The sequence below is a fragment of the Biomaibacter acetigenes genome (genome assembly GCF_003691585.1).
In the GTDB taxonomy this organism is placed as follows: domain Bacteria; phylum Bacillota; class Thermosediminibacteria; order Thermosediminibacterales; family Tepidanaerobacteraceae; genus Biomaibacter; species Biomaibacter acetigenes.
The window spans coordinates 2,149,171-2,171,046 of the sequence record NZ_CP033169.1; the positions used below are offsets into that span (position 1 = coordinate 2,149,171).

17 protein-coding genes and 5 pseudogenes are annotated in these 21,876 nt (G+C 45.2%); 4 read left to right on the forward strand and 18 right to left on the reverse strand.

Going from position 1 to position 21,876, the window contains the following annotated elements; all coding sequences use genetic code 11:
• Positions 1 to 77: 77 nt before the first annotated feature.
• The gene (locus D2962_RS11040) at positions 78 to 1,241 is read right to left on the reverse strand and encodes an aminotransferase class I/II-fold pyridoxal phosphate-dependent enzyme (protein WP_122014998.1); all 1,164 of its coding nucleotides are present in this window, start codon (positions 1,239 to 1,241) and stop codon (positions 78 to 80) included.
• A gap of 208 nt (positions 1,242 to 1,449) precedes the next feature.
• On the opposite strand from D2962_RS11040, the gene D2962_RS11045 reads away from it, so the two are divergent.
• Positions 1,450 to 2,289, forward strand: coding sequence for a phosphatase PAP2 family protein (locus D2962_RS11045; protein WP_122014999.1), 840 nt, complete (start codon positions 1,450 to 1,452; stop codon positions 2,287 to 2,289).
• On the opposite strand, the gene nth is transcribed toward D2962_RS11045, so the two are convergent.
• From nth to D2962_RS11060, 3 genes are all read right to left on the reverse strand, one after another.
• Positions 2,276 to 2,986 (reverse strand): endonuclease III, encoded by a 711-nt coding sequence (nth, locus tag D2962_RS11050; RefSeq protein WP_122015778.1) that lies wholly within the window; start codon positions 2,984 to 2,986, stop codon positions 2,276 to 2,278. The genes D2962_RS11045 and nth overlap by 14 nt on opposite strands.
• 96 nt (positions 2,987 to 3,082) lie before the next feature.
• A complete protein-coding gene (locus D2962_RS11055) occupies positions 3,083 to 3,913 on the reverse strand; it encodes a deoxyribonuclease IV (RefSeq protein WP_122015000.1) in 831 nt (276 codons plus the stop codon).
• A complete protein-coding gene (locus D2962_RS11060; protein WP_122015001.1) occupies positions 3,882 to 5,174 on the reverse strand; it encodes a dipeptidase in 1,293 nt (430 codons plus the stop codon). The genes D2962_RS11055 and D2962_RS11060 overlap by 32 nt, the downstream gene beginning before the upstream one ends.
• Positions 5,175 to 5,834: 660 nt before the next feature.
• On the opposite strand from D2962_RS11060, the gene D2962_RS11070 reads away from it, so the two are divergent.
• Both D2962_RS11070 and D2962_RS11075 read left to right on the forward strand, forming a co-directional pair.
• Positions 5,835 to 7,547, forward strand: a complete 1,713-nt coding sequence (locus D2962_RS11070) for an alkaline phosphatase family protein (RefSeq protein WP_162991197.1) — start codon at positions 5,835 to 5,837, stop codon at positions 7,545 to 7,547.
• A 141-nt stretch (positions 7,548 to 7,688) separates the two neighbouring features.
• Entirely contained in the window at positions 7,689 to 8,876 is a 1,188-nt protein-coding gene (locus tag D2962_RS11075; protein WP_162991198.1) for a glycosyltransferase family 4 protein, read from the forward strand.
• Between the two features lie 7 nt (positions 8,877 to 8,883).
• Here D2962_RS11075 and D2962_RS11080 read toward each other — a convergent pair whose 3' ends face one another.
• Entirely contained in the window at positions 8,884 to 10,311 is a 1,428-nt protein-coding gene (locus D2962_RS11080) for a S41 family peptidase (protein WP_122015004.1), read from the reverse strand.
• Between the two features lie 232 nt (positions 10,312 to 10,543).
• On the opposite strand from D2962_RS11080, the gene D2962_RS11085 reads away from it, so the two are divergent.
• Positions 10,544 to 11,626 carry an NAD(P)H-dependent flavin oxidoreductase gene (locus D2962_RS11085; protein WP_120765802.1) on the forward strand — a complete coding sequence of 361 codons (1,083 nt, stop codon included), beginning with the start codon at positions 10,544 to 10,546 and terminating at the stop codon, positions 11,624 to 11,626.
• Between the two features lie 193 nt (positions 11,627 to 11,819).
• On the opposite strand, the gene lpdA is transcribed toward D2962_RS11085, so the two are convergent.
• The 13 genes and pseudogenes from lpdA to D2962_RS11135 form a co-directional block, all read right to left on the reverse strand.
• On the reverse strand, positions 11,820 to 13,172 hold the full coding sequence (gene lpdA / locus D2962_RS11090; protein ID WP_122015005.1) for a dihydrolipoyl dehydrogenase: 1,353 nt from the start codon (positions 13,170 to 13,172) through the stop codon (positions 11,820 to 11,822).
• A 50-nt stretch (positions 13,173 to 13,222) separates the two neighbouring features.
• Positions 13,223 to 13,987, reverse strand: coding sequence for a dihydrolipoamide acetyltransferase family protein (locus D2962_RS18085; RefSeq protein WP_222927510.1), 765 nt, complete (start codon positions 13,985 to 13,987; stop codon positions 13,223 to 13,225).
• 45 nt (positions 13,988 to 14,032) lie between these two features.
• Positions 14,033 to 14,095: pseudogene (locus D2962_RS19660) on the reverse strand (E3 binding domain-containing protein); the annotation flags it as partial.
• The gene (locus D2962_RS18095) at positions 14,086 to 14,355 is read right to left on the reverse strand and encodes a biotin/lipoyl-containing protein (protein WP_222927768.1); all 270 of its coding nucleotides are present in this window, start codon (positions 14,353 to 14,355) and stop codon (positions 14,086 to 14,088) included. The pseudogene D2962_RS19660 and the gene D2962_RS18095, both read right to left, overlap by 10 nt.
• Before the next feature lie 52 nt (positions 14,356 to 14,407).
• Positions 14,408 to 15,175: an NAD(+)/NADH kinase gene (locus tag D2962_RS11100; RefSeq protein WP_222927511.1), complete on the reverse strand. Its 768-nt coding sequence runs from the start codon at positions 15,173 to 15,175 to the stop codon at positions 14,408 to 14,410.
• A gap of 95 nt (positions 15,176 to 15,270) precedes the next feature.
• Positions 15,271 to 15,438 (reverse strand): hypothetical protein, encoded by a 168-nt coding sequence (locus tag D2962_RS18100; RefSeq protein WP_222927512.1) that lies wholly within the window; start codon positions 15,436 to 15,438, stop codon positions 15,271 to 15,273.
• A gap of 46 nt (positions 15,439 to 15,484) precedes the next feature.
• Positions 15,485 to 15,809, reverse strand: a pseudogene (locus D2962_RS19665) (DUF6506 family protein).
• Positions 15,810 to 15,848: 39 nt separating this feature from the next.
• Positions 15,849 to 16,818 (reverse strand): annotated as a pseudogene (locus tag D2962_RS19670) (alpha-ketoacid dehydrogenase subunit beta).
• A pseudogene (locus D2962_RS11115) lies at positions 16,815 to 17,771 on the reverse strand (thiamine pyrophosphate-dependent dehydrogenase E1 component subunit alpha). The pseudogenes D2962_RS19670 and D2962_RS11115 overlap by 4 nt, the downstream one beginning before the upstream one ends.
• Before the next feature lie 49 nt (positions 17,772 to 17,820).
• A pseudogene (locus D2962_RS11120) lies at positions 17,821 to 18,173 on the reverse strand (Lin0512 family protein).
• Positions 18,174 to 18,452: 279 nt separating this feature from the next.
• Positions 18,453 to 20,384 carry a sigma-54-dependent Fis family transcriptional regulator gene (locus D2962_RS11125; protein ID WP_122015006.1) on the reverse strand — a complete coding sequence of 644 codons (1,932 nt, stop codon included), beginning with the start codon at positions 20,382 to 20,384 and terminating at the stop codon, positions 18,453 to 18,455.
• A 269-nt stretch (positions 20,385 to 20,653) separates the two neighbouring features.
• The gene (locus tag D2962_RS11130) at positions 20,654 to 21,130 is read right to left on the reverse strand and encodes a hypothetical protein (protein WP_120765794.1); all 477 of its coding nucleotides are present in this window, start codon (positions 21,128 to 21,130) and stop codon (positions 20,654 to 20,656) included.
• 266 nt (positions 21,131 to 21,396) lie between these two features.
• The gene (locus tag D2962_RS11135) at positions 21,397 to 21,861 is read right to left on the reverse strand and encodes a NanQ anomerase/TabA/YiaL family protein (RefSeq protein ID WP_120765793.1); all 465 of its coding nucleotides are present in this window, start codon (positions 21,859 to 21,861) and stop codon (positions 21,397 to 21,399) included.
• Positions 21,862 to 21,876 lie beyond the last annotated feature (15 nt).

Sequence of the window (21,876 nt, forward strand, 5' to 3'; positions counted from 1 at the left end):
TAATCTTACCACAGGGTATGTTTTTTGGCAACAGTTTTTCCGAACGTTTTTGTTAATTTTTTTTATAATGTCCGGATTTAAACCCGGGCTATGAAGGTCCTTATCCTCCTCACCGCTTCCTCCAGGTTTTCCATGGAGGTGGCATAGGCCATCCTTACAAAGCCCCGGCCATTTTCACCGAAAGCGGTGCCGGGAACCACTGCCACCTTTGCCTCGCGCAAAAGCCTTTCCGCAAACTCCTCGGAAGAAAGGCCCGTGTTTTTTATGGAAGGAAATACGTAAAAGGCTCCCCTGGGTTCAAAGCACTCAAGCCCCATGTCCCTCAAACTTTCTAAAAGAAAAATCCGCCTTTTATTATATTCATCCCTCATCCTTGCGATATCCTCATCGCCGTTTTTTAAAGCCTCGATGGCGGCATATTGTCCCATAGTGGCGGCACAGGTGACACTGTACTGATGCACTTTAAGTATTTCCTGGGCTAATCCTTCGGGGGCGGCAATGTAACCCAGTCTCCATCCGGTCATGGCATAGGATTTTGAAAAGCCGCTCACGGTAATGGTCCTCTCCCGCATTCCTGATATGCTTGCAAAGGCGGTATGTTCCACTCCATATGTCAGGTCCCAGTAAATCTCATCAGAAATTACAATCAAGTCATGTTTTTTTATCACCTGGGCTATATCTTCAAGCTGCCTCCTGCTCATTATCGCTCCTGTAGGATTGTTGGGGTACGGCAAGACAAGTAACTTGGATTTTGGCGTAATGTATTTCTCCAGGATATCCGCCCTCAGGGCAAAATCGTCTTCCATGTAAGTTGGCACAAAGACCGGCTTGCCTCCCGCCAGTATGGTGCAGGGCGTATATGCCACAAAGGATGGCTGGGGTATCAGCACCTCGTCTCCGGACTCTATTAATGTCCGTATGGCCACCTCGATGGCCTCACTGGCGCCGATGGTGACAATTATTTCGGTCTCGGGCTTATACTCCAGTGCAAAACGCCGATTCATATACTTTGATATCTCCTGCCTGAGTTCCAGGAGCCCCGCATTGGGCGTATAGAAGGTTTTGCCTTCATTCAACGCCTTTACCGCAGCTTCATTGATATGCCCGGGTGTGGTAAAATCCGGCTCTCCGATACAAAGGGAAATGGCCCCTTTTACCTGATTTACCATGTTGAAAAAATACCGGATTGTGGAAATTTCAACGGATTTTACCCTCTTAGCTACATATCTGTTATAGTCCATAAAAACATTCCTTTCATAAAAGAGTTTTTTTAAAATTATAACTCCAAGTTCTGGTTACGGCAAGATACTTTATCATATAAAAATATAATAATATATACAAAATATATACAAAAAAGTACGGAATGAAAGAGTTGCCTGCAGGAAAAATATAATAAATAAAGAATTAAAACCATATATTATAAATTTGCGTAAATGCAGGAGGTGCCCCATGGAATTTCAGGCGGGAATAATAAAATTTATCCAGTCTTTCTCTTCACCTGCCCTGGATTACTTTTTTATTTTTGTCACAAATTTGGGCAGCGAAGGTTTTTACTTCTTGCTCATTCCCATTTTCTACTGGAGCATAAATAAAAAAATGGGGATTAAGCTGAGCAGCGCTCTTCTTTTATCAATGTATTTGAATGTGATGCTCAAGGAAATCACGGCCATCCCCCGGCCTATAGGATATCCGGGTATAAGGTCCATTTACACAGGTTCCGCCGGGGGATATTCCTTTCCCAGTGGCCATACCCAGGGCAGCACCACCGTTTGGGGTATAATTATGGCTCATTACAAAAAAACCCTAGTTTACATCCTGGGCATTGCCATAATTTTGCTGGTCAGCCTGTCCAGGCTTTATCTTGGGGTGCACTGGCCTCAAGATATCATCGGAGGCATAATTCTGGGATATATCATAGTAATGGTTGTCATTAATACCGACAGGTTCAAGTTCTCCGAAAGTGCTAGCGTAAAATGCCTCATGGCTGTAATTATCCCCGTGGTATTACTTGTTATATTCCCTCATCCCGATGTATTTAAACACATGGGCATGCTGTCGGCTGCATGGCTGGGGTATTTACTGGAAGATCACTTTATCGGATTTGAACCAAAAAATACGGGCTTTTTAAAAACTGCTTCAAAATATATCATCGGAGCCGCAGGTTTTCTATTGATATATGTGGGACTGAAGAAAATTCTTCCGGCAGGAAATATTTCCGCCATGGCGAGATATTTCCTCCTGGGCCTTTGGCTTACAGCAGGAGCGCCGTATCTTTTTAAGAAACTTTGACGCTCGGGCAGAAATCTTTTAGCGGACACTCCGTACATTTCGGGTTTATTGCCCGGCAAACCCTCCTGCCATGATATATGAGCCAGTGATGGGCTTTTATCCAGAGTTCCCGTGGGACTTTTTCCATGAGGTCCCTTTCTACGCCCAGCACGTCCTCTTTATCGGAAAAACCCAGCCGGCGGGCCAGTCTGAAAACATGGGTATCCACCGCAAAGGCCGGTATGCCGAAAGCATTGGCCAGGATCACATTGGCGGTCTTGCGGCCGACTCCGGGGAGTTTTATGAGTTTTTCAAAATCTGCCGGCACTTCTCCACCGTATTTTCCCACAAGTTCTCTGGATGCTTCTATAATGTTTTTGCTTTTATTGCGAAAAAGCCCGCACTCCTTTATGTCCTCCTGCAGTTCATATAAATCAGCCCTGGCAAAATCCTCAGGGCTTTTGTATTTTTTAAACAGCCTTTCCGTCACCTGGTTCACCCTCTTGTCGGTGCATTGGGCAGCCAGGATGGTGGCAATCAGGAGCTGGAAGGGATTTTCAAAATGCAGTGCCGTGGTGGCTTCGGGATAGGTATTTTCAAGGACCGATAGAACTTTTGAAATTCTTTTCTCATCATTATCTGGATTTACATGCCTGTGTTTATCAGTTATATTACATTTGTTTATTTTTCTTGATGATTTACCGGTTATCTTCTTCATAGCTTTTCTTCTTTCTCCATTCCATGGTTGGGAAACTTTCTTATATTTCCCAGGTCTGTTTTCAACCATATCGCTAGAGATGAGGCAAGTTTCCGGTTAATCGCCCGCCATTTGTTTTAATTTTTCTATCTCTTTTTTATAATTCTCCATGCCTCCGGGAGTTTCCAGCAAGAAGGGCTTATCTTTCAATGCTGGATGAGTTATGATATTTTTTATGGTTTCTAGGCCCAGTTCTCCTTCCCCCAGGTTGGCGTGGCGGTCTTTGCGGCTGGCCAGGGGAAACTTGCTGTCATTCAGGTGGACGGCCTTAATCTTCCCCAGCCCCAAAATTCGGTCAAATTCAGCCAGGACCGCATCCAGATGTCCAATGACATCATAACCGGCCCCCAGGAGATGGCATGTATCAATGCATATTCCGAATTTCTCGGGCATTCCTGTGCTGTCCATGATATCATACAGTTGCTCGAAGGTGTAACCTACCTCGCTTCCGGCACCTGCCATGGTTTCCAGGAGTAACATTACTTTTTCCCGGCCCGTTACCACTTGCTTGATTCCCGAAGCGATTTTGCGTACACCTTGTTCCACTCCTTCTCCCAGATGGCTCCCCGGATGAAGTACCATATAGGGGACCTTTGCAACTTCCAGCCTTTCCATGTCATCCTTTAATACCATCAGCGCAAAATCCCGGGTTTCTTCTTTGGTGGAGGCCAGGTTCAGGGTATAGGGAGCGTGGGCTACCAGCGGACCGAAGTCTTGTTCTTTGCAAAGTTCTTCAGCCTTTTCAATATCGGAAGGGTCCAGGGCTTTTGCGGCACTGCCCCTGGGATTTCGGGAAAAAAACTGCATGGTATTGGCCCCGATGGAAAGGGCTTCTTTCACTGCGTGCTCGTAGCCTTTAGAAATGGAAATATGGGCGCCAAAAAGCATGGCAAAACTCCTTTCTGCTAGTTTTCCATAGAGAAAATTGATACGGATGTAAAAACTTTAGCGCTGGTGATTCGTGACGGCCAAAGGCACCGTAGAGTGAAGCCAAAGACGTTCTTAAGCTTGAAACGAGCGGAGCAGGGGCGGCATGCACGGATGCATGCCGGCCGGCATTGAGGCAGGACGCCGAATTGCCGGCGTAACCCTGCGGAGCGAAGGAGCAAGCTTTAGAACGTCTGGCTGAACGGTCAGGTGCTAGGCCGTCACAATCACATAAGACGTTTTTTTCAAATACCCTGATAAAGTTTTTTCCGAGAATTTTTGCTATGTCCTCATCGGAATACCCGCGGTAAACCAGGCCCCTGGTGAGATTTATCATCTTTTCACAGGATTCAAGCCCATTCACATTGCCATCGTATCCGTCAAAATCGGAACCTATGCCGACATGCTCGACTCCTGCAATATTTACAAAATAATCTATGACATCCAGTATATTTTCGATAGAACCCTGCTGCCCTCCATAACTGGAAAAGTAAAAGGTGGCCCCGATGACCCCGCCCTTCTCAGCAACAGCTTTAATCTGCCCGTCATCCAGGTTTCGTGGGATATCCATGAATTTCCTGGGCAGGGAATGGGATATTATGAAGGGCTTTTGGGCCACATCCAGCACATCCCAGAACCCCTTCGGAGAGATATGAGCAATATCCACCACCATGTCGAGCCTTTCCATTTCTTTTACCACCTCTACACCAAAATCCGAAAGGCCGCCACCGCTTCTCAAGTCCTGGGCGCCATCGGCAATGGCGTTCCGGTGGTTCCATGTCAGCACCAGGGAACTTACCCCCAGTTCCCTGTATATCTTCAACATGTGGATATCTCCCTGAAGGGCTTCTCCGCCCTCTATGCTAAGCAATGCGGCTATTTTCCCATTTTCCGCAGCCTTTTTTATATCTCCTGCGGCACCGGCAAAACATACATCTTCACTATTTTGCTCTATTTGCTTCTTGAATATAGATATCCCTTTCATGGTGCTGTGAACCGCATCATGGTACCACTCGGGGCGCACGAAAACTGCGAACACCTGAGCTTTTACGCCACCGGATTTCAGCCTGGGGATGTCTATGTGACCTTTTTCTGATTTTTCACCGAGGCTGCGCTCTCCGTCGATGACGGATAGTATGGTGTCACAGTGGGCGTCAAAAACTATACTCTCTTTATGGAGCCTGCGGGCTCTCTCTTCCTGGTCCTCACTGAGTTTAAACAAGCAAAAAGACCTCCTTTACTCTGCACATATTTGATTGATTTAAAAAGTTGCTTTCGGTGGTTACACCACAATCATCTTTATATTATCATTAAATCCGGTTTTTGCAATAAGTTCATTACAAAAACCCTGTTATAAAACCGAAACTTAAGCAAATAATAAAAAATATGGTAAGCATGGATAAATTTTATTAAAAAAGTCCTTCTTTCTTTAAAAGTATTTTTATAGAATTCAGGAGGCTATGTATGACAAAAGCGTTGTCACTTTTATTATTACCGATTATTCTCATATCCTTATTATTCGAAATAGCCCCAGAGAAGGCCTATGGTGCCGGAATTATTCAGGAATCTCCGGATTCCGGCAAAAAACTTGTTGTCATGGTGATACTGGATAGGATAAACATAGAAGATCTAGCCGGGGACTATCCCAATATTCGACGACTTATGGAAAAGGGAGCATCCGCTCTGATGAACACCAGCACCAGTGTGCGCATGGACCACGCATCGAGCTATCTTACCATCGGCGCAGGAACCAGGGCTTACGCCGGCGGTATCGACGAGGCTTTTGGATATAATGAGGAGTATGGCGGCCAGAAAGCGGGAAAAGTCTTCACAAATTATACCGGCATTAAACCCTTGAGGCAAAAACCTGGTAGTGCCGGATATGCCCAGAATAATCCAGGAGAACTCGAAACTGGACCACGAGACTGTTCCGGGTCTCCTGGGGGAAATACTGAAAAATCACGGCATTCCGGTGGCGGTGCTGGGAAATGCAGATTTTTTAGATGAAAAAAACCGCCCAGCAGCACTGATAGCCATGGACTGCCAGGGAATAATAGCATCGGGAGATGTAAGCCGGGATCTTCTGGTCAATGATGATGAAAGCCCTTTTTTTGTAAAAACGGATTATGAAAAGCTCTATCAAAAATTTGTGAAATACGCCAGGTCCGGCGGACTAATTATAATTCATCCGGGTGATACGGTAAGGGCCAATGATTATTTAAATCTGGCAATTCCTCAGCAATATGAACATTATAGAAAAAAAGCATTAAAAGATGCCGATGCGTTCATCGGAAGGCTGATGCGAAACATGAACCTGGCGCAAGACCTTTTGATGGTAATTACTCCCTTTCCATCCACTTCCGGCTACCGGCAAAGAAACCTTCTCACACCTTTTATCGCTGCAGGCCCCGGTATTAAGCCCGGATTTGCCACATCGGCCACCACACGCCGCCCGGGCCTGGTGGCAAATATTGATATAGCCCCCACAATATTGGAGTATTTTAATATTCCGGCACCTGTAATAATGTTGGGTCACACGGTTTTGGGAGTTGGAACCGGAAATATAACATTAAATTCATTGGAATACTTTATCCGCATGAACCGCGGAATAGTCGCCACGTACACTCAGAGGGCATACCTTATAAAACCCTATGTAGCCATGCAGATTTTTGTTTCCCTCGGATTTTTGCTGCTGGTTTTCCTCAGGAAAAACCGTCTAAAAACCTTAAGGCCCTTTATTCTGGCCAACATGGCTATACCTTTGAGTTTTTTACTGCTTCCTCTGGTGGCTTCCGATAAGCTTTTTTCAAAATATTTATGGCTGGTTTTATTAACCACCGGCATAGTCCTGGTATCTCTAAGATTTATGGAAACTCTGAGGTCCATTATATTTATCTGTCTTTCCACGTCATCGGGGATTTTGCTGGATTTATTAGTGGGCGCGCCGCTGATGAAGTTATCCATACTGGGATATGACTCCATCGGCGGAGCAAGGTATTATGGCCTGGGGAACGAATATATGGGGGTCCTCATAGGTTCATTTACAACGGGTATCACTGCTCTTATCGATGAATCCCGCATGGGAAGCAGAAAAAAAACGAGTCTTTCTATTTTATGCGCAGTCCTTTTTACAGCCACCGTTTACCTCATATTTTCACCCAGATACGGCAGCAATGTGGGCGGGTTTATCAGCGCATACGGAGCTTTTACCATAACCATTTTAATGCTTCTGGGCATCAGAGTAAAATCGAGTCACCTGGGACCTATAGCAGCAGGAATGGTTTTGTTTATTGTGCTTCTCCTGGCTGCGACAGGTTCCAGCAATCCACCCAGCCACATAAGCCAGACCCTGGCCTCGGTTAAAGTCCAGGGAATGATGCCTCTATGGGATATAGTGGGCCGTAAGCTTTCCATGAATTTAAAACTCCTTAAATACACGCCCTGGACCCGGGCTCTTCTAACTTCCATAGGCGTTATTGTAGCCCTATTTTACCGGCCGCCTCACATATTGAAAAAACATATTTCAAAAATACCACAACCTGTACAGTGGCTTTGTGGGAGCCGGAACGGGATGCCTTTTAGCCTTGATATTTAATGATTCCGGTATCGTAGCCGCTGCCACCATGATGGTATACATTGCCCTGCCGTTGCTGCTGCTGGTGATTGATGAAATACCGCAATCCTGAAAAGGAATAATATTAGAAAATAGATGCTAACCTGGAGATGTATAACGTACATGAGTAAGATAAAAATCCTTGAAGTGGTACGGGATGCCGAGGGCGGTATGAAAAAGCATGTAGAAACCCTGCTGCTGGGGCTCAATAAAGACAGATTTGACATTATCCTGGCCTGTTCCAGGGGGCAATTTAACCGCAGTGATTTGAAAGACAACATCTATAATATGTATGAAATCAGCCTGGGTGACCGGCAAAGTTCCTGGACACTGCTCAAGTCCCTTCTGGAATTGGTTCGAATCATAAAAAAGGAAAAGGTAAATATCATTCACGCTCACGGTATGGCATGCGCAGTTATGGGCACCGTTGCCGGGATTCTTGCCGCAACACCGGTAATCATAACTACTATACATAACTTTCCGGCTATTAAAGGCACCGGCATTAAGCAGCGCCTTTCCAACCTTCTATCGGGTTTTTTGCTCAAATTCAACCGCCGGGTTATCGTGGTATCCAGGAATCTGGGAGATTTCATATCAACGCTCTGGAATATTCACCGGGACAGGGTTCAGGTTATATACAACGGCGTTGATGTAGAAGAGATTCAGAAAGGTTCAGACAGAAGTCCCGTAGCTGTATCCGAACTTCATAATTCAGCGGCCACCTCTTTAATAATCCTCAACATCTCCCGTCTCATTCCCTCCAAAGGAGTGGACGTTTTTTTAAAGGCTGCCGCAATTCTTATAGGAAATAACTCGGGTGAAGGTATTTCAACAGATGAAAGCCGGGGCAATCCACCGGTTCTTTCAGATAAACCGCTTTTCTTTATCGCCGGCGATGGCCCACAGATGCCCGAACTAAAAAAAATGGCCCGGAATCTGGGCATAGAAAAAAACGTTCGGTTTTTAGGCTTTAGAAAGGATATATATAATCTGATCGGCCTTTCCGATATGGTAGTGCTTTCATCCCGCAACGAGGGTCTGGGGATTTCCATCCTGGAAGCCCTGGCCCTCAAGAAACCGGTCATAGCCTCAAATGTAGGAGGTATCCCCGAAATTATCACTCATGGCAGAACGGGCCAGCTGGTGCCTCCGGATGATCCGGAGGCCCTGGCGGACGCCATGTTGTATCTTATTAAAAACCCCGAAGAAGGTAAAAAAATGGCATTAGAGGGCTATAAAATTTTAATAGAAAAATATTCCAGGGAGATTATGCTCAAAGAACTACAAGATTTATTCCAGGATTTGTATTAGATAATAATTACGCTGCGTTTTCTACACTTTTAAGTTTTTGTTTCAGCACATCTATGGCTTTTCTGAGTTGAACATCTTCCCGGGTATGGAGGTATTCATATACCGCTTCATCCAGAGCCTTGTAAAAGGCGGCATCCACAATGCCCGTTACCGCAAGGCCTTTTTTCTTTTGAAGGGTTTTGACTGCGGTCCGGGTCCTGGGGCCGAATACTCCGTTAGGCTGGGCCTTTAACAAGTTCATTATAGCAAGCCTCTGCTGTATGCCCAGCACTTCCAGCCCTATATTTCCATATTTGAGGATTTTATCCCCTTTCAAAGGGATAATATCTTTTAAAAGGTCTGCCGTATCAGATTTAACTTCTATGTCCGGCGTAATGCCGGTTTTGTTGATATCGGTGCCATTCGGCGTTGTGTAACGCGCCACCGTAAGTTTAATTCCGCCAAGAATCCCCAGGTTAAGAGTGCGCTGCACCGTGGCCTTCCCGAAGGTTTTTTCCCCAATCAGCAGACCGGCCCCCCTGTCCTTTATGGCCCCCGAAAGGATTTCGGCCGCGCTGGCTGAACCTCCGTTTACCAATACCACCAGTTTAAAAGGTGAAGGTTTTGAATCAGATGAAAAGGTCTGCACCTTGCCTTCTTTGGAAACCACATGAACTATAGGCCCCTCCGGAACAAAGCGCCTGGCCACTTCAATAGCCTGGTCCAGCAGGCCTCCGGGGTTGTTTCTAAGGTCCAGCACTATGCCCTGAACCCCTCCCTTTTTAAAATCCGCAAGGGCTTTATCTATATTTTCCGTGGTGTTTTCGTTGAATTCGCTGATTTTCAGGTAACCTACACCCTGATCGAGAATTCTATATTCTATGGGATTAACCTTTATAATATCGCGGGTTATATCCAACTTCAGCATTTGCTTTTCGCCGTCTCTTGCAACTCCAATGCTTACCTTTGTCCCCTGTTCGCCTTTTATAAGGGTGGAAACCTCGGCAGTGGAAAGGCCCGAAACATCTTTTCCATCCACTTCTACAATCCTGTCGCCAGCTTTTAACCCCGCCTTTTCCGCCGGAGTTCCCGCCAGTACCGAAACAATAGTTACATATTTGTCTTTTGAAGTAATTACAACACCTATTCCACCAAAATTTCCGCTGGTAGATTCATTGAAGTTTTTAAAATCTTTAGGAGAAAAGTATTCGGAATACGGGTCGCCCAGGGACTCCACCATGCCCTTTACGGCACCTCTTATCAGGTCCAGATCCTTGATTTCATTTACATAATTGTTTTTCAAAAACTCGTCCAGTTGAATCAGGAAGTTTATTTCCGGAGGAATTTCCGGGGAAGCGCTATCTTCAGCCATCAATGGCCTGTATGTAATAATGGGACCAAAAAGTAAATAGGCTGCCAGCAGGAGTGCGATAAATGGCGCAAAATGTCTTTTCATAGATATCTCCTTTCGAATGACCTCGATTTGTTTTTGTTTGTCTTATGATTTCATTCTAACATAATTTGATTTTATATGCATTACATTTTATTTTGGGAAATATATCCCTCAACAAGTTTACTGATATATATTTTACTTTTCCTCTTTTCTTTTTGTAAAATAAGATATATACTATAAGAAAGCTTATATCATGTATTAAGAGCTACTATTAATTTTTTGAGGGGGTCATCCAGTGAAATTACCTGAACTCAAAATCGGGAATCTCATAGCGAAAGTTCCCATCGTCCAGGGAGGGATGGGTGTGGGAATATCCCTGTCTTCTCTGGCCGGTGCAGTGGCTTTAAACGGCGGTGTAGGAGTAATATCGGGAGTGGAAATAGGATTTAACGAACCGGATTTTTTAAAAAATAAAAAAGAGGCTAACCTCAGAGCATTGAGGGCTCACATAAAAAAAGCCCGGGAAATCTGCAAAAAGGGCATAATCGGGGTAAATATCATGTCTGCCCTGAACAATTTCGAAGAAATGGTGATGGAGTCGGTAAAGGAAAAAATTGATATAATATTTTCCGGGGCAGGACTGCCATTAAAACTGCCTCAGTTTACAAAGGGGTCCGATACAAAGATTGCTCCCATAGTTTCTTCAGGCCGTGCTGCAGCCCTGATATGCAAGACATGGGATAAGCACTATCAGGTGACTCCCGATGCGGTGGTGGTAGAAGGCCCTATGGCAGGCGGCCATCTCGGGTTTTCCATCGATGAACTCGATAAGCCGTCTCATCAACTAAAAGAGATTCTTCAGGATGTTCTGGGAGCAGTTAAACCCTTTGAAGAAAAGTTTAAAAAGAAGATTCCGGTCATCGCAGGAGGGGGAGTTTTTACCGGTAAGGATATAGCCGACCTTCTCCATGCAGGAGCTTCCGGTGTCCAGATGGCCACCCGGTTTGTAGCCACCAATGAATGTGACGCTTCCGAAGAATTCAAACAGGCATATATAGATGCAAAACAGGAAGATGTAGAAATCATTCAAAGCCCGGTGGGAATGATTGGCAGGGCTATCAGGAATGACTTCCTGGATGAAGTAAAAGCCGGATTCAAAAAGCCTATCCGCTGCCTTTGCAATTGCTTAAAACCATGCAATCCTCTGAAAGCCCCTTACTGCATAGCCGATGCTCTAATCAACGCTCAGAAGGGAAATCTTAAAGAAGGATTCGCCTTTGCTGGGGCAAATGTTTTCAGGATAAAAAATATGGTGACGGTAAAAGAATTGATGGAGGAACTTGTATCCGAAGCCGAAAAATACTTTAATCCTTTTTAAGATTTCGGCAGCCTTTCCTTTTATTTTTTTAATTTTTCCATTTACATTCTCCAAAAATGGCTCTGCCTATAAGCATCATATCGCCACCCTGCGAAAAAATTAACTTTAGAGTTAGTAACTCCAAAGTTAGTAACTCTAAAGTTAAATATAACATGAAACATGACTTATATACAAAGTATGTTATAAATAATTTTTAATCCAAGATGCTTTCGCAGGCATCCTTTATTGATTCAGAAAATGTCGGGTGGGCATGTATTGTTTCTACGATTTCTTCCAAAGTAAATTCATTTTTTATGCTGAGGGCGCCTTCGTGAATTATTTCATTAGCGCACCTTCCTATTATTTCCATGCCGACAATCTGGTTGAATTTCGGCTCCGCTATTACTTTTATCAAACCCGTATCATCTCCCGTAGTCATTGCCCTGCCAGATGCGGAGTACGAATAAGTCCCTACTTTTACATCTTTGTACTTATCACGGGCCTGCCTTTCATTCATCCCAACCCATGCCACTTCAGGCTCGGTATAAATGCAGCTCGGCACCGATTTCATATCCGCCTGCTTTTTTTCGCCCATTGCATTGACAGCGGCTACAGCGCCTTGATATGACGCCGCATGTGCCAGTTGTATGCCTCCTGTCACATCTCCCGCGGCGTATATGTTATTCTCGCTTGTTTTCATAAAGCTGTCAACTATGATTCCTTTTTTATCCATGTTCAGCCCCAGGGCTTCTATTCCGTTGATATTCGCCGTCCTCCCTGCCGCAACAAGCACCTGTTCACACTCCTCTTCCAGAACCTTGCCGCCGGCGGAAAACACAACGTTCAATCCCTGCGTTCCGCCCTCGATTTTGTTGACCCTGCTGTCAAGATAAAGTTCGATATTCTTTCTTGCAAGGCTTCTCTTCATGATGCCCGAAATATCGCCATCCAGCATCGGAAGCAGTTCGGGAAGCATTTCGACAATAGCAACCTTGCTTCCCATGGCGCTATATATGCACGCAAACTCAAGCCCTATAATCCCCGCCCCGATTATCACAAGCTTTGAAGGGATTTTTTCCATCTCCAGCGCTTTATCGCTGGTTATAACCCCCGGCAAATCCACTCCCGGTATCGGTGGCATGAAAGTCTTTGAGCCCGTGGCAATGATGAATTTATCGGCCGTGCACCTTGTTCCCTGAACCTCAATTGTATTTTTATCGGCAAAAACAGCCCTTCCATTTATCACATTTATGCCGTGAGCCTTCATAAGATAGCTTACTCCGTTTCTCAACCTTGAAATGACATTTGTTTTCTTTTTTCTCAGCCTTTCAACGTCCAGCCGAGGCTCGGCATCGATGCCAAAGTCTTTGACACTCTCAAATTCACCTATAATCGATGCCGCATGAGCAAAAACCTTTGTCGGAATGCAGCCGCGGTTTAAACACGTGCCTCCCAAATCCCTTTCCTCTATCAATGCAGTCCTTGCACCAAGCCTGCTTGCCCTTATCGCCGCCACATAACCTCCCGGGCCGCCTCCAACCACAGCTACATCATAATCGTATCCCATGGCCTTCCTCCTCAAAATATTTTAGACGCCTAAATATAGCGGTTATATTTTTATAGTACCAGCAATTCGGGATTTTCAAGTATTTTCTTCATATCCGAAAGGAATACTGCGGCACTGGCACCGTCAATCAGGCGATGGTCGAATGACAGGCTGAGAATCATGATGCTCCTTGCGCATATGCTGCCATCTTTTACAGCAGGCTCCTGGCGTATTGCATTTACCCCGAGTATAGCGCTCTCCGGGGGATTGATTATTGGTGTAAAGCTTTCGATTCCATACATACCAAGGTTTGTAATGGTAAATGTTCCTCCTGTTATTTCTTCCGGCATCAGGGCGTTTTCTCTGGCCCTGCTCCCCAATTCCTTTATTGCCTCGGAAATCTGAAGCAGCGTTTTCTCACCGGCATCTTTTATGTTCGGCACTATAAGGCCGTTTTCGATAGCCACGGCTATGCCCAGGTTTATTGCCTTGTTCTGGATTATATAATCGCCGTCTATTGACCAATTAACGGTTGGTGTCTTCTTTATCGCATCAATACAGGCTTTTGCTATAAAGTCAGTCATCGTAAATTTATGGCCGGTAAGCTTTGTCAGTTTGTCCTTCCATTCCAGAAGTTCTGTAACATCCACCTTGATATTTTCGGTTACATGAGGTGCGCTGTTCCAACTTAGCTTCATGCGCTCCGAAATGGTCCGCCTCATGGCGTCCATAGGCACCCTCTTGACTTCGGCATCAGCCTTCCGTTTTGGAGCTTCGTTGCAGGATGGCTTTTCAGATTCTGCCTTCTTTTGCAATTCCTCTATCTTTTCCTTCACATCTTCTTCGGTTATTCTCCCTCCCGGGCCTGTCCCAATTATGCCGGAAATATCAATATTATGCTCTTTCGCGAGTTTCTTTGCTACTGGAGTGGCTTTTACAACGATTCCGCTTTAACTTCCTCGACATTTTGTTTTTCGCTTTTCCCAGCGCCCTGGAAAAGCTGTTCTTCGACTTTCTCTCCTTCTTCATATATAACTCCAATGATGTCCGATACGGGAACTACAGACCCCTCGGCAGCAATAATCTTCCCCAGAATGCCGTCTGCAGGAGACAACACAGTATTTGTTATCTTGTCCGTGGATATCTCTGCTATTTCTTCGCCTTTTTTAACTCTATCTCCCTGTTTTTTAAACCACTTTCCAATCTGCCTTCTTTCATGGTAAGTCCCAGTTTGGGCATGACAATGTTTACTGCCATTATATGCACACCTTTCTGAAAAATTTAGATTCCATTGCTGCTTTTAATGTTTTTTCCACATCCAATTGATATGGACCGTTTCTGGTTATAACAAAGTCAACCTCATCGCCTTTTTTGAGCATAATCTCCCTTTCACCGTCCAGGGCAATCATGCAGTTTTCCCTTGCGCAAAAGTTTTTTGGTTCATCCAGCAAAATCGTGTTCATCTCTTTGATTGGGACTTGGTTCACAATGCCCGGAGCTATCGGAGCCACAACCCACTGCCCGGAGTTTCCAAGTTGAACCCATCCGCCAAAATCATCTGTTTCTTCTATTGCCTGAATATAGCCCGCTACAGAAGAAAACCCTATTGAATTCGGATGTGCTTTCGTTACCACAATATCGGAAATGGTTTCATACGACCATATTGCTCTTGCCCCGACGAATGCTTCTTTGCAAATCACTGCATCCACAAGGGCAATATCCAGCAACTCCCCGTTTTTAATTATTTCAATCCTTTTGTTTTTTGTGCATATCCTTCTCTTATCGAATGCGCCAGATGCCGCAACTGCTGCTACTATTCCGGCTACTGTGCCCTCAAGCATAACGGGGTATACATTGTTGGTTCCCGTCGAAATCGGAAGCAGCGGAGTATCCTTAATTACTTTGGCAATGGCCCTGTTTGTACCGTCTCCTCCAAGCGAAACAATGCAGCCCACTGACATTTTCTCGAGCATGGCGGCAGCCGTCATGGTATCTCGAAGGCTTGCAGTAAGCCTAATATCCAAAATATATACATCCGCTTTGAGCTGTTTTGCACAGAAAATATCATCTCTTGCCTTGAATCCTATATTGAAAGTGTCCGGCATAATGTATATTTCGTTTATGCCCAATTCCTGAGCGGATAATATGATTCTTTTACTATATTTACCTTTTCATTATTGTCAATGATTGTGGCGTGAGCCACCAGCCTCCTGATGTCTTTTCCCGAAGCAGGATTTGCGATTATCCCTATGCTTTTCATATTTCCCCATTGACCAGGAGGTAGCATTAGCTGCTACCTCCCGGTATTCATTATTCAGTTCACAGGACAGCCACTAAGATTCGCCATACTTATTATTAAATAGATCGTCGCCGCTTTTAAATTCAAACCCGGATGGTTGTCAAAACGCACCACTCCGACCGCTGCTTTTTTCTCCTGCCGCCCTTTTCACCATAGCAGCGCCTTCGATTCCAAAGCCGCCGCATAGTTCTATTGCGCCTATTCCCTGCTCCACCAGCTCGCGAGCCACATCGGCAGCCGATTTATAATCTTTTACTCCAACCACCGTAAGCTTGTACTTCAGGGGTGTCTATCACGGCCCGATGTTTTTCCGCATCAGCCTCGGGAGCGATGAACATGAAAGCCGCCTTCAACGCCATGATTTTTCTCCTTTCTTTATTATTGCCGCTTGTATTCTTTTAAAGTATTGATTTTACCGCATTTACAATGTCGACTTCAGACGGGATGCAATAGCTTTCCAGGTTTTTAGCAAAGGGAATGGGGGTGTTCAATGCGCCGATTCTAACAATCTGGGCATCGAGATAGTCAAAGACTTCTTCCGCTATCTGTGCCGCAAGCTCGCCTCCCCATCCTCCTCTTTTGCTTCTTCCGTAACAATAACCACTTTGTGCGTTTTCTTGATGGAGCCGTAAATAGTTTCCTTGTCAAGCGGGAACAGCGTCCTGGGGTCAATCACTTCAATTTCTATACCGTCTTTTGCCAACTCCTCAGCCGCCTTCAATGCTTTTGACACCATATAGCCTGTAGCTATGACGTTGCATCTTCGCCTTTTCTTTTTACGGCCGTCAGGCCAAGGGGAATCGGTTCGTTTTCGTCAGAGACTTCTCCCTTTACGCTGTAAAGCATCTTATGCTCTATAAATGCCACAGGGTTGTCGTCCCTTATGGAAGATATCAAAAGTCCTAGAGCGTCCTGAGGATCTGACGGATATACCACCTTAATCCCCGGAACATGCGTGAGCCATGCTTCAAGGGCACTGGGAATGCTGTGCCGCAGCCTGAATCCCTCCGCCTTCAGGCAGCCTTACGACCATCGCAGTGAAATGTTTCCGCCAAACATGTACCTCATTTTTGCAGCCTGATTACAAGCTGGTCCATGGCCACAGTAACAAAGTCTATGAACATTATCTCCGCTACTGGCCTCATCCCGGTTTGCCGCCGCCCCTATGGCTGCGCCGGCAATCGCCTCCTCAGAAATAGGCGTGTCTCTCACTCTGTCTTCTCCGAATTCCTCCACAAGGTTTCCGGTGACGCCAAAACACCCTCCAAATCTGCCCACGTCTTCGCCCATAATGAACACCCGAGGGTCTCTTTTGAGTTCGTTCCTCATGGCCTCTCTCAATGCTTCGGCATATGTCATTACTCTCATCTTGCCCTGCCCTCCTCTACCAGGTCTGAATACACATCGGTAACGGCATCCGCTTCATCGGGAAGTTCGCTTTTTTCCGCGAAGTCTATGGCCTGCTGCACTTCGTTTTCAACTGAAAGCTCTATCTCCTTCAGTTCTTCCCCTGCGGCATAACCATTTTCTTCAAGATATCGCGCAAAATCTCGGCAGCGGGTCTTTTGCCATCCATTCCTCCAGCTCTTCTTTTGACCTGTATGTGGTGGGATCGCCTTCGAAATGCCCCCTCCACCTGTATGTCTTGCACTCTATCAGAGTGGGACCTGCTCCATCTCTTGCACGCTTTACGGCTTCATACGCAGCCTCGTAAACTGCCAGCACGTCGTTGCCGTCCACAGTGACTCCCGGAAAGCCGTATGCCTGCGCCCTGTCGGATATGTCCGCAATGGCCTGGTGTCTGTCCTGCCTCATGGAGATTCCGTAAAGATTGTTTTCGCAAACGAATATAACCGGCAGTCTCCATATAGAAGCCATATTCATGGCTTCATGGAAGGTGCCCTGGTTCGACGCCCCGTCGCCGAAGAAACACACGGTTACCTGGTCGGTGCCCCTCATCTTGGCTGAAAGCCCTGAACCCACAGATATAGGAAGCCCCGCGCCGACAATTCCGTTTGCCCCAAGTATGCCTATCTTTGCGTCGGCAATGTGCATTGAACCGCCCTTGCCCTTGCAATAGCCGGTTTTTCTGCCGAAAAGCTCCGCCATCATGTATTTCAGTTCTCCGCCTTTTGCAATGAGATGCCCGTGCCCCCTGTGGGTACTCGTGATATAATCGGTGTCTTTGAGATTCTCGCAAACCCCGACTGCAGTAGCTTCCTCGCCGATGTAAAGATGGACAAATCCCGGCACCATCCCCTGAGCAAAAGTTCTGAAACCCTTTGCTCAAACTTCCTGATTCTCATCATTTTTCGATACATGCTTGTCAATAATTCTTTTGACAGATTCACAACTGTACCTCTCCCTTCATCATAAGATACTTACTGTTATACAGGCCACAGCCACATCGATAGAATCGCACCTGTCCCCAAACATGGGCAGGTCTAAGCCAGAAACTACCATACCCCCTTTCACTGCTTTTATGCTTTTTTGCCAATAGGCAGCACTTTTTCTATTTTTTCAGCTATTATTTCTTCAGGCCTCGAACAGGCGATAAGCACATCGATAATGACCTCGTCAAGATTTTTAATGCCGCATATTTCCACAAGACCGCTCAAGCAACTGTGAGAAATCGCATCTTTCACCGCTTTTGCCGCAGCATTGTTTACATCCTGACCATGAAGATCTATTCCATAACCGAATTCAATCACAAACCTTTTCATGCCAATTTCTCCCTCCAGTAAGATAATATCCCGTGGACAACTGCCCATGCGTAAGACCCAGGTCTCTCATATATGTTTTTTCATCCAAGAGTAGTCCATCTATTGCTTATATTAATTGCAATAACTGTGCCAAATAAAAAAAGCCCGTTTTTCACGGGTTTCTTCGCTTCAAATTCTCAATTTGAGACAGGTTATTTTCTTTCAATTGAGATATATCAGTAAATAACGCTTGCTCAACGGGCCTTTTACAACTTTAATGAGAATTCTCATTTGATACATTTATTGGCTAAATCTCAATATTGTATTTTTAATTTTTCTGTACATCGTAGCCCTGCTTATCTTGAGCATCTCGGCCGCCTTAACCACGTTGCCCTCGCAGTGAATCAGCGCATTTTTGATGGCATCCTGTTCAATAGATTTAAACGGGTACACAATGCCAAAGCTCATTGTTTCCTTTAAAGCAGCTCCACGAATGTTTTCAGGAAGATATTCCTCAGTAATGACAGAGCTTTCGCATAAATAATACGACCTTTCCACAGCATTCTGCAGCTCCCGCACGTTTCCCGGCCATTCGTAATGCTTCAGCCTCGCAACATAGCCTGCACTGAACGATTTTGCTTCTCCCGAGTTTTTGCGGTTTAGCCGCTCAAGGAAATAATGTGCCAGAAGTTCTATGTCCGTTTTTCTTTCGACAAGCCTCGGCAGCTTTATCCGTATCACGTTCAACCTGTAATAAAGGTCCTCCCTGAAGTTTTTCTTCTTTACCTCTTCTCTAAGGTCTCTGTTGGTCGCTGCAATCACCCTGACATTCAGCTTCTTTTCGTATACGCCGCCGATTCTCGTAATCGTGCTGTTGTCAAGCACCCTCAGCAGTTTTGACTGCAAATCAAGCGGCAGCTCCCCTATCTCATCCAGGAAAATGGTGCCGCCATCGGCCAGTTCAAACTTGCCGGGGTGGCCCTCTTTGCGTGCGCCGGTAAAAGCTCCTTTTTCATAGCCGAAAAGCTCGCTTTCCATAAGGTCCCTGGGCAAAGAAGCACAGTTTACCGCCACGAAAGGCCCTTTGGGGTGGGCAAAGTTGTGAATGGCCTGAGCAAAGAGCTCTTTTCCCGTGCCGCTCGCCCCTTCTATCAGCACGCTGCAGCCGCTCAAGGCAGCTTTTTTCGCATCTTCCATAATGGAAAGCATTTGGGAATCCCTTGTCTTTATATCATCAAAGCAGTAGGATGACTCAAACCCCGCCACTTTGTTCACCACATTATGGATATATTTTTCTTCCTTGAAAGTGATTACCATGCCCGAGGACTTGCTGTTTGAAGCAATGGGTATCGCATTTATGGTGCACGTTATTCTCTTCTTGTTTGCATAAAAATTGCAGTCTACTCCGTAATACGGCTTCCCGGAATTTAAAACCTCCGACTGCAAATCTATTTCCCTTACCAGTTCCCCTATGTCAGCCTTAAGCAGCTCTTCATGCGAAAGCCCGAGGATTTTTTCGGCCATACTGTTTGCCTTCTTTATATGCATTTTTTCATCGGTTATTATTATGCCTTCAAAAATCGAGTCAAACGCAGTATCGATTAGCTTATGCGAATCGATAAGGTCCATCTGCTTTTCTATTGAAAATGCACCCGCCAATACTATTCCCAGCGTATGGGAATGAGCATCATAGCAGCTCCCGGACATGTTCAGGCATCCTATTAGATTTCCGTCCGCATCGTGAATCGGAGCTGCAGAGCATGTCCAGGGATGATGCTTTCTGCAAAAATGCTCCGCACCTATTATCTGGATGGGCTTGTCCAGGAAAAGGCACGTACCAATGGCATTCGTTCCCACTTCTTTCTCCGTCCAAAGCGCCCCCTGTATAAAGTTTAGCTCTCTGGCCCTGTCCAGCACGCTGTCGTCTCCGATTACATCGATTAAATACCCCTCTTTATCGGTGAGAATAATCACAAAACCCGAGCCGGCCACCATGCTGTAAATATTTTCCATTATGGGGTGAGAAGTTGAAATAAGATCACGGTTCTCCTCGAGCTTCCGCTGAAGCCTGAATCTGTTCAGGACCTTGCCTTCCCCTCCCTCCGGGTTTACCCCGTATTTTCTGCATCTTTGCCACGACTCAGCTACAATCGGATTTACCGCATTCTTTACGCAACCGGTTGCAACAAACCTTTCCCACGCGCTCTTGATAAACTTAAGATAATCCTCCATGCAGCCTCCTCCAATCTCAGATTTTTGCATGCAGGGCTTGTTTATGAATTTTTATATTATTATAATAATAATGAATGCTCTATCTTATGCTTTTTTAGTATTTCTTGAGCTGATTTTTCAGCGATACGATCTTTGATAAAAAATGATAGGAATTTCTTAAGGCTTGCTTTTTTGCGCTTTTTGGGTTTTATGACATTCGTTGCCACGTTTTATTTTAATTTAACCGCAGGAGATTTAACTTCGCTGACAATTCCTGTATACATCCCGGACTAATGGATTGCCGGAAACCTTGCGGAGATCCATGTGGCAAACCATCCAACTGCCGCCAGCAAAATCCCCACAACTGCACCTATGGACCACAAGCGCAAACTTCCAACCTCCTGGCTCAATGCCGCTATGTCCTGTTTTAATTCCGCACGTGTTGAGTTTATCTCCTGCTTTAGTTCAGATCTCACAGAATCTATTTCCTGCCTTAGTTCAGATCTTACAGAATTTACTTCTTGTCTCACGGAATTGACTTCCTGCTTTACAGTTCCAATTTCCTGCCTCACAGCAATGATCTCCTGGCGCAAACTCTCATCGGTTTTCTGCACTTGATTTTGAAGAGAGGCAATCTGCTGGTTTATTGAGCTCAGTTGCTGTGCCAGCAGAAAATAACCCATCTCGGGCATTTTTTGAAATTGCTCCTCAGCACCGCTTGCAGCCTCTTTTTTTAATTTTTCCAATTCTTCCATGGGCATGCTCATCCCGTCCTTCCTCCTAACTTTATCTTACCATATTTTTTCTTTGTAAACAACGCTCGTTTTATTTTTCAGAAAAAACAAATAACCGCTGGCTAGCCGTTCCGAATTAGAACCTCAAAGCTGTTCATCCTCTCATGGCAGAAAGCGTAAAAAAAACAGCGTGCTTTTGCTCGCTGTGTTGTATAGTTATGTTCTATAGATGTTGTTCAAATCTATTATATGATAAGAACAAGTTGTCTATATAATTTTTGGGCTGGAGTCCTGTACGATCATTCCCCAATCTTTACTTTAACAAGCAGCTTCCGTACCTGTTCCGTCTTATCGTTAACCTTACAACACGCCTTATGCGCATCATAAGGGTAAAAGATTGCAGCCATTCCAGGCTTGAGATGTATCAAAACCTCTCCTGCCTGATCTTTGAAGTTGAGCTTGTCATGAGCGGTGTTATATTCGCCCTGTGCTTCCAGACGGCTTGACTCGTTGCAGAAGATCATTTCTTCCCCGCTTATCATGCACTGAATATCTATATACTTTTTATGAACCTCGAACATGCTTGCATTATGTTCTCTCGTACGGTAAGTGCTTACAATCGCATATATATCGTCGTCCACTACATTATATCTTCCGTCCTGCATGGATTGCGGATTGATTCCTTCAAGATAATCAATGGCAATCTGCATATTTTTGCTCAATTTCTTAAAATCCGATAGATTTTTGATGTCAGTAACTATCATAAAATCACCTGTTTT

Bases quoted from the DNA above. Each gene is read 5' to 3' on its own strand.
- D2962_RS11040 (WP_122014998.1), bottom strand. From the start codon at position 1,241: ATGGACTATAACAGATATGTAGCTAAGAGGGTAAAATCCGTTGAAATT.
- D2962_RS11070 (WP_162991197.1), top strand. From the start codon at position 5,835: ATGCCCAGAATAATCCAGGAGAACTCGAAACTGGACCACGAGACTGTT.
- D2962_RS11055 (WP_122015000.1), bottom strand. From the start codon at position 3,913: ATGCTTTTTGGCGCCCATATTTCCATTTCTAAAGGCTACGAGCACGCA.
- D2962_RS18100 (WP_222927512.1), bottom strand. From the start codon at position 15,438: ATGCTACCTCCTGGTCAATGGGGAAATATGAAAAGCATAGGGATAATC.
- nth (WP_122015778.1), bottom strand. From the start codon at position 2,986: ATGAAGAAGATAACCGGTAAATCATCAAGAAAAATAAACAAATGTAAT.
- D2962_RS11130 (WP_120765794.1), bottom strand. From the start codon at position 21,130: ATGAGCATGCCCATGGAAGAATTGGAAAAATTAAAAAAAGAGGCTGCA.
- D2962_RS11125 (WP_122015006.1), bottom strand. From the start codon at position 20,384: ATGGAGGATTATCTTAAGTTTATCAAGAGCGCGTGGGAAAGGTTTGTT.
- D2962_RS11080 (WP_122015004.1), bottom strand. From the start codon at position 10,311: ATGAAAAGACATTTTGCGCCATTTATCGCACTCCTGCTGGCAGCCTAT.
- D2962_RS11135 (WP_120765793.1), bottom strand. From the start codon at position 21,861: ATGATAGTTACTGACATCAAAAATCTATCGGATTTTAAGAAATTGAGC.
- D2962_RS11045 (WP_122014999.1), top strand. From the start codon at position 1,450: ATGGAATTTCAGGCGGGAATAATAAAATTTATCCAGTCTTTCTCTTCA.
- D2962_RS11075 (WP_162991198.1), top strand. From the start codon at position 7,689: ATGAGTAAGATAAAAATCCTTGAAGTGGTACGGGATGCCGAGGGCGGT.
- lpdA (WP_122015005.1), bottom strand. From the start codon at position 13,172: ATGGGATACGATTATGATGTAGCTGTGGTTGGAGGCGGCCCGGGAGGT.